Source organism: Armatimonas sp. (assembly GCF_043760365.1).
Lineage (GTDB): Bacteria > Armatimonadota > Armatimonadia > Armatimonadales > Armatimonadaceae > Armatimonas.
The window spans coordinates 1-7,704 of sequence record NZ_JAYUPA010000984.1 but is presented as its reverse complement, the minus strand read 5'-3'; the positions used below and the strand labels follow the sequence as shown (position 1 = coordinate 7,704).

Here is a 7,704-nt window from a genome sequence, read left to right as displayed (position 1 = left end):
AGCGTGTCACGCAGACCATCGCCTGCAACGTGCGCTGGCACTAGTAAATAAAAAAACGCCCCACGAGCCTGGCTCGTGGGGCGTTTTTTTATCCGTTTTCTAGTCGAGCGAGATACCCAGTTTCTTAAGCGCAGGCTCTACTCCCTCAGGAATATCTTTTGACCCCACAAATGTCGCCGCGACATTGCCGTCCTTGTCAATAATGTAGGTTGTCGGAATGCCACTGACATTGAAGAGCTTGCTCGCAATGGACATGGCGTTGTCTTTAGCAGCCACATCAAAGAGTAGCGGGAAACTAAACTTCGCCTTGTTCGCTGGCACCCATTTATCGTAGGCCGCCTTCTCGTCCCAGACACAGACCCCAATCACAGTCACATCGCTGCGCTCCTTGATCTTCTGCCAAGTCTTCTCGATATGAGGCATGGTCTGCATACAGGGACCACACCAGGTCGCCCAGAAATCCATCACGACCACTTTCCCCTTGAGATCGGAGAGTTTTAGGGGCTTGCCCTCAAGCGTGTAGACCGTAAAGTCCGGCGCAGGAGTACCTGTGGTGAGCAAGGGGCGGCGCGGGGCAGCGGCGGCAACTTTAAGCGGCTTGCGCTCACTGGGGATCAGCCCGAGGCGCTCGCCATTCGCGCTGATGCGCGCCTCGTAGACCTTGCCATCAAGCTCGAAGGGAGCACGGGCCTCAATGGTCTGTTTTTTCTTATCATCGCCCTCCAAGATCAGCCAGACGGGGCGCTGGACGGTTTTCTCGGGGAGAAGCTCACCGCGCTGGTTCACCGACTTGCCGTCGTCGTTGAGGCGCTTGTTGTAGAGACCATCAGCATCGTTCTCCACCAGGGTTACTTTGTAGGTCTTCTCGCCTAGCTTTAGCTCACCCATACGGGCCGCCTCACGGTAGTAGAGCAGCGTGTCAACGGAGCTTGAGACAATCCGGTAGAGTGCTAGCCCGTAGTCTGCCGTGGTTTCCTGGTTGTTGCGCCCACCGTACGTGGCCTTGGCGACGAAGCTATTTGTTCCGTAGACCGTCCGTTCCTGCGCCTCATTTTTCTTGGTCCACTTACCATCGCCATCGTCGGTCAGGTCGCCGTTGCCGTTGGCATCGAAGTACATCTTGAACTCACCGCCCGCGGGCTCATCCACCACAACAACATGACCAGCCTTGGGGCCACTTCCGAGCTTGATCACCGCGTAGCGCGGCTTTCCTGCGTAGGTGGGCTCTTTGATGACCCCCTCAGGTTTTGTCTCACTCAGCTCCGTGCGAATCGGCATGTAGCCCAGCTTCAGCTCTTTTGCGCCGTCTGCTTTCAGGGTCAGTTGCGCCTGTGCGACGGGTGTCACCCGCTGTGCTTGCTGCTGCACCATCAGGGCGATCGGCAAAATCAGTGCTTGTAATATCATCTCTCAAGTTCCTTTCAGGTCCGCTCACTCTCGCGGGAGTCCACCCAAACCATCAATAAAATCACCGGAAGTTGCTCCTCGGTTGCCTCATCGGCAGGGCCGTAGGAGTGGCGCTCCGCGCTCCAGAAAGTCGCTGCGTCGCCTTCACCCAGCTCATAAGTGCGTCCTGCAACCGCGACTTTAGCGGAGCCACGCAGGCAAAAAACCAGCTCCTCACCCGGGTGTGTGGTTGACTCGCTCTCTCCGTAGAGCTCCATAATCGCCGCATTGACACGCCCTCCGGGGAGGCGGCAGCGTAGCGACGAGAGCAGTACCGACTCATCGGCGGCGAGGGGTTCGCGCCCCTCTTCCGCCCGTGCATGCAGCGCAATCGTCTGAGCTTCGTCGGGCTCAGGCTGTGTGAGCTGAGCGACATGCACTCCCAGCGCCTCACAGACCCGGTTGAGTGTCGAATACGAAGGGGTCAGCCCTTTTTCCAGCCGTAAAATCGTGTTCTTATTGACTCCAGCTTTATCCGCCAGGTCACGAACCGAGAAGTTCTGGCGCTGGCGAATGCGCTGAATGCGCGCCCCAAGCGTCTGTGGATCCATAGGGCTTCAGTGTAGCCTATCCCCTCTACAGTGTCAATTAGTTCAGACAGTCTTAAGTCCAATGAGCGGCAGTATCTTCTGATTCACCACCAAGCCGAACATCACCAGAAAGAACGTTATGGAGAGAATCAGCAGGACTTGCTTGAGTGGTGTGGGATGCAGTGAGTGCGGCAGGAAGCGCCGATTAACAATCAGCGTGTGGATCATGGTGATCGCAATCGAGAGGTTTGCCAGGCTCCCTCCGATCACCATCATCTTGCTTGCAGAGAGCCCCGGGATCGCGAAGGCAATCAGGCCGTAGGTGACATAGGCCGCTGCAATCGAGTAGTAGACCCGGTTGGCCTTGTGCGTGTCTAGCTTGCGTGCCCAGTCCGTGCCTGACCAGATCACATCCGTCCACTTGCGCGCCGTGGCATCTATCACGTAGAACTGGCCGGGGATGAGAATGGCGAGGGCACAGAGCAGAATTACCGTCCCCACGAGCGGCCCGCGCACCGCACCAATGTCCTGCGCCAGCGCTGCCGCCCAGCGCCACTGATCACTACCGTCCACGTTGCCGATTTTCAGGTACTGTGCACCGAGTAAACACGGCAAGAGCACCCCGATAATCGCGCCCGTTGCCCAGAGCAGCCATTGGTCAATAAGTAAGTACTTAAACCAGCCCGCGAAGCGCCGTGTCGTCTCCGGGCCAGGCCGACAGATCACGCCAATGTGCTGTAGCGTGAGGTCGTGGTCGCCGGTTGCGGAGGCAATCACTCCCACTTTACTGCCCATCCCCCAGCCTTTCTCACGGACAAAATTGCTCACCATCAGATTGCCCAGCCCTCCCACACCTGCAAAACCCGCTAACCCCGCCACAATGCTCCAGTCAATATCGGGCTGGCCGCTGGCATCCCGTGGGATTCGGGTAAAGTCCACCATGCCCCCTACCACCCGCAACCAGGTATCACCCGAGACGAAAAAGATCGAGCAGGCAGTCATGCACACTAACAGAAAGATCAGCTTCCCGGTAACCACCACTTGCACGGTATCGAAGATCTTCTTGCCAAAGAGCGAGAGCGCCGCACAGGAGAGAAAGACAATGTAGCTCACAAGACGCACTGTATCAACGGGAATGGGGTCATTGGGACCAAGGCGCAGCCACGCGACAACTAGAACTTGGGCGGAGAGCCCAGCGAGCGTGGGAAACCAGCCGGCAAACTCTAATAAAATATAGAACCCAATCCAGAACTTGGGGCCGGGCTTGCAGCGCAGAAAGCCCGTCATGATCGGCTCGCCCGTACAGAGCGTGTAACGCATCACCTCAGTATTGAGCATGACTTGCGCAAGAATGGAGAGGAGCGCCACCCAGAGCAGTGCTCCCTGGTAGCGCGCCGCCACCTGCGGCCCCATGATCAGCTCACCCGTGCCAATCGCGCCGCCCGCCAGCACCAGACCGGGGCCAACAAGTTTCAGCAGATTCTTAAATGTAAAGGGCTTCGGCTCCGGGAGCTCGTCCACTTTCCACGCGGGCAAACACCCTGGATCGGGGACTTCTTCGTCAGGAATATCACTCATGCGGTTGACTTTTTTACTCGACATACAGAAATTCATTGGCGGCAAGAAGAGTTTGGCACCAGGCGGCCCAGGCACGCTCGACAGGTACTACTTGCGCGGCGCGGGAAAGAAAGCGCTTGGCAGTGTTGATCTCGCCGGGAAGCGGCAGGCGCTGGAAAGCCCGCTGGTAAGCCGCACGAATTTTAGCGTCGTCACTGTCACCCGTCAGGGACTTTTCGAAGGCTTGTGCCTGCGCCATCACCAAAGGGCTGTTGAGGAGGTAGAGTGCCTGTGGCGAGACTGTGGTGGCGAAACGCTTGGCATTGACCATACTCGGATCGCCAAAGTCAAAAGTACCAAAGAAATCATAGACGGCGTTGCGGATCACGGGGAGGTAGATCGCACGGCGCGGGGCATCGTACTGGGCTTTATTTGCCGACTGGTCGTTGGTAACATAGTCATAGTTCTTACTGCTGAGCAGCGTGCCGCCCATAGTCGTATCCAGCGTCCCCGCAACAAAGAGCAGGCTATCACGTAGTGGCTCGGCGTCTAACCGTCGCCGGTTCTGCCGCCAGAGAAGCTTGTTCTCGATGTCTTTTTTCTGCCCCACGGGATCGGAGTAGCGGCTCGTGCGCTGGTACGTGTCGGTGAGCACGATACGCCGGATGAGCTGCTTCGTGCTCCAACGATCGTCTTCTACAAACGAGACCGCGAGATAGTCAAGAAGCGCGGGGTTGGTGGGCTTGTCGCCGCGTAGGCCCCAGTTGTCCGCGGTTCCGACCAGCCCCTCACCAAAGAGCGCCTGCCAGACCCGGTTCACGGCAACACGCGCTGTCAGAGGATGCTCTGGCCGCGTCAGCCACAAAGCCAGCTCTTTCCGACCGCTCGCTTTGGGCTGCTCCAGCGGCTGGCGCGTGCCACCACAGAGCACCGACGGAAACCCGCGCTCGACCAGATCTCCCAGAGTCTGGGTATCGCCTCGGATATGAACTTTAACATCCTCGATCTTGGTTGCCTCGGTCACGCACATCACACTGGATCCCACAGGCTTTTTTGCATCGAGCGCCTTAAGCGCCTCTTGCGCTGTCTTTAGTGATTTTTCCGCACCGGTGAGATCGGGGTCGGTGCCAGAGCCATTGGCGGGAATAAGTGCGATGCGTGAGAAGTGCGGGATGGCTCCGTTGCGCTCGATACGAACCGTGCAGAGCCCAGGCTCCAGCGGCGCCACGCCTGCCGACTCCCAGCGCTGGTCTTCCTCTTGCCAGCCGCCCGTCACGCCCACCGCGATCTTCTTACCGACATTTTTACCGGCAACACTCAGCACCACGGGCCGCGACTCCTCGGCGGCGTAACGCAGGTAGATCTTGTAGCGGCCCGCTGCTGGCACCGTGAAGTCCCACTCCGCGACGCTCGGGGAGCCGTCACTGTTGATACTCTTGGGGCCGTAGTTCTCTTTGCCCAGATGCTCCCCACGCACAAACGCCGACGCGTCCGCGAGCAGGGCCTTTCCGCTGCCATTGAGTGCCTTGTCTAGCTGTTTCTTCGCCTCGTCCACCGCCTGTTTTGCCGGCCCCGATGCCTTGTCATATGCCGCTTGCTCCGCCTTCATATTGGGGTTTGCGAGAGGACGCTCATACCACTTAGCAACCGTGTTCAGGGTCTCCATCGTGCGGGTGGACTTGAAGATCCCTGCCAAGGCGTAGTAGTCTTTGGTGGCGATAGGATCGAATTTATGGTCGTGGCAGCGGGCGCACGCAACCGTCAGTCCAATGACGGACTTGGTCACCACCTCGATCTGCTCGTCCACAATATCCATCACCATTTTTTCTTTATCGGGCTCCGCCAGCACTTTGGGACCGAGCACGAGGTAGCCCGTCGCCGTCAGTCGGCTCGCGTCTTCGTCCTCGTTGCCGGTGAGCAAGAGATCCCCCGCAATTTGCTGCTGAATGAACTGGTTGTACGGCAGATCCCGGTTCAGCGCCCCGATCACCCAGTCTCTATAGCGCCAGGCATTGGCATGGGCGGTGTTTTCATCTAGGCCGTTGGAGTCAGCGTAGCGTGCCACATCTAGCCAGTGCCGCCCCCAGCGCTCTCCAAAGAATTTTGAGGCAAGAAGCCGATCCACCTGCTTAGTGTAGGCATTGGGCGCTGTGTCCGACAGAAAACCCGCCATCTCGCTCGGCGTGGGCGGAAGCCCAATCAGATCAAAGCTCACCCGGCGCAGAAGCGTGCGTTTATCTGCTTGCGGCCCCGGGGCGATCCCCTTTTTGGTGAGCGCCCCCAGCACAAACGCATCAATGCCACTTTTCTCCACGGGCGGCTCCAGCGGGCGCACAGGCGCGATAAACGACCAGTGTTTACCAATTCCTGCCCCTCCCCCCCGTCCGACGGGGGAGACTTGCGGCCAGCCCGCGCCATCTGTGACCCACTGCGCAATGCTAGAAATCTCCGTATTGCCGAGCTTGCCACTGGGCGGCATCACGGGCTTTGCGCCCTCGCCACGCATCCTGCGCAGTGCGTCTTGCGCTTTTGCCAGCGAGATCGGTTTGGTCAAGTCCAGCCCTGCCTGCGGCGACTTGCCACTGTGACAGATACCACACTTAGCAAGCAATAAAGGCCGCACTTTAGCCTCGAAGTGCACCGATTGTGCAGGCGTGAGCTTCGTGGTTTGAGGATTAGACTGAGCAAGTGCAAAACCCATTAGGCCTAGCGCGGGAATGGCGGCGGCAAGCAGCGATAACTTCATGGTGTTATTATAGCCTCAATAGCACTGATTCTGCGGAAGCTGGACTTTATCCCCGTCTGAGAGCCCAGTTCGTCAGCCCCGGTGCAATTGTCTTCTCCTCTTTGACAACAAAACCTCGACGTGTGTAGAAACGAACATTCTGCTCCGTTTGGGTTTCCAGATAGACCGGGAGCCCTTGGGCCTCCGCGCGCACAACGCCCTGCTCGAGAAGCGCTCCCCCGATCCCCTTCCCGTGTGCGGCGGGATCCACGGCAAGAAAGAAGAGATACCAGTGCTTCTCTGGCGCGTGTGTTGTATGCATCTGTGTGAGGACGTGATCAATTTTCAGCAGCCTGGGCAACGCCCAACCCAGCTCCAGAGCAAGCGGAACAAATCCCGTCTGGAGCATGCGTGGGAAAGTCAAGTGCTCCCTACCCGGCGGCAACCAGAGCGCCACTCCCGCGCCCTCAGCAGCGATCTCGAGGACACCAAAGCGCACCGCATAGTTTACAGCCGCACGGTGCAGTGCCGTCGCTGCACGAGCACGGTGTTTTTTCTCACTCAGGAGAGAGCCGAGGATCGGATCAGTATCAAAAGCACGATCAAGCACTCGAATCAGTGCGCTTGTTTCCTCAGGTGTCATTTTTTCGGCGCGAAGTTCAGACAGACCGAGTTAATGCAGTAGCGCTCGCCAGTTGGGGTCTGCGGCGCGTCGGGAAACACGTGCCCTAGATGTGAGTGACAGCCCGCACAGAGCACTTCGACCCGCCGCATTCCCAGAGTGTTGTCCTCGTGCCGGATAATCCGATCCTGCTCCAGGGAGTCAAAGAACGACGGCCACCCGCAGCCGCTGTCAAACTTCGTGGTGGAGTCAAAAAGAGGCGCACCGCACGCCGCGCAGGCATAGACACCCTCGCCTTTATGGTTCCAGAACTGCCCGGTAAACGCTCGCTCCGTCCCCGCTTGCCGCAGGACTTTGTACTGCTCGGGTGTCAGTTGCGCCCGCCACTCTTCGTCGGTTTTGTCAATCTTATCCATCATGCGCTTATGATACCTAATTCTCCGCCCCGATGAACCGGGGCGTCTTATTGACGGCTCCGCCGACACGAAGGCCACTTCGGGCCATAACCAATCTGGATCGGGATGGGCGGCACGCACTTTGTGTCCGAGGCACGAGGATAATAAGACGCCCCGGTTCATCGGGGCGAAACCTATGGGGTATACTTGCTCGTTATGGCTCTGCGTATTCTTCTTTCCAACGATGACGGTATTTTTGCCCCTGGCATTCTCGCGCTCAAAAAAGCGCTGGATGCCGAGGGCTACCAAGTGACGGTCTGTGCACCAGATCGTCCACGCTCAGCAGCCAGTCACGCGATCACGCTCCACAAGCCGCTTAGAGCCGTTGAGACGCGCCTTCCGGATGGCTCAATGGGCTGGGCAGTTTCT

At 58.4% G+C, this 7,704-nt stretch carries 7 protein-coding genes; 1 reads left to right on the top strand and 6 read right to left on the bottom strand.

What is annotated here, in order from left to right; translation table 11 throughout:
* Positions 1 to 99: 99 nt before the first annotated feature.
* The 6 genes from ACH2EH_RS24915 to msrB are packed head-to-tail and all read right to left on the bottom strand — an operon-like array spanning position 100 to position 7,299.
* Complete coding sequence (locus tag ACH2EH_RS24915) at positions 100 to 1,407, bottom strand: TlpA family protein disulfide reductase (RefSeq protein WP_395146077.1); 1,308 nt, start codon at positions 1,405 to 1,407, stop codon at positions 100 to 102.
* 14 nt (positions 1,408 to 1,421) lie between these two features.
* Positions 1,422 to 1,997 carry a helix-turn-helix domain-containing protein gene (locus tag ACH2EH_RS24910; RefSeq protein WP_395146075.1) on the bottom strand — a complete coding sequence of 192 codons (576 nt, stop codon included), beginning with the start codon at positions 1,995 to 1,997 and terminating at the stop codon, positions 1,422 to 1,424.
* Positions 1,998 to 2,039: 42 nt separating this feature from the next.
* Positions 2,040 to 3,554: an Nramp family divalent metal transporter gene (locus tag ACH2EH_RS24905; protein ID WP_395146073.1), complete on the bottom strand. Its 1,515-nt coding sequence runs from the start codon at positions 3,552 to 3,554 to the stop codon at positions 2,040 to 2,042.
* A 13-nt stretch (positions 3,555 to 3,567) separates the two neighbouring features.
* Positions 3,568 to 6,279 (bottom strand): DUF1553 domain-containing protein, encoded by a 2,712-nt coding sequence (locus ACH2EH_RS24900; RefSeq protein ID WP_395146071.1) that lies wholly within the window; start codon positions 6,277 to 6,279, stop codon positions 3,568 to 3,570.
* A 46-nt stretch (positions 6,280 to 6,325) separates the two neighbouring features.
* Positions 6,326 to 6,901, bottom strand: a complete 576-nt coding sequence (locus ACH2EH_RS24895; RefSeq protein ID WP_395146069.1) for a GNAT family N-acetyltransferase — start codon at positions 6,899 to 6,901, stop codon at positions 6,326 to 6,328.
* Complete coding sequence (gene msrB / locus ACH2EH_RS24890) at positions 6,898 to 7,299, bottom strand: peptide-methionine (R)-S-oxide reductase MsrB (RefSeq protein WP_395146067.1); 402 nt, start codon at positions 7,297 to 7,299, stop codon at positions 6,898 to 6,900. Before msrB ends, ACH2EH_RS24895 begins: the two co-directional genes overlap by 4 nt.
* A 192-nt stretch (positions 7,300 to 7,491) precedes the next feature.
* Here msrB and ACH2EH_RS24885 point away from each other — a divergent pair.
* A partial coding sequence (locus tag ACH2EH_RS24885; RefSeq protein WP_395146065.1) for a 5'/3'-nucleotidase SurE occupies positions 7,492 to 7,704 on the top strand: 213 nt, incomplete at its 3' end.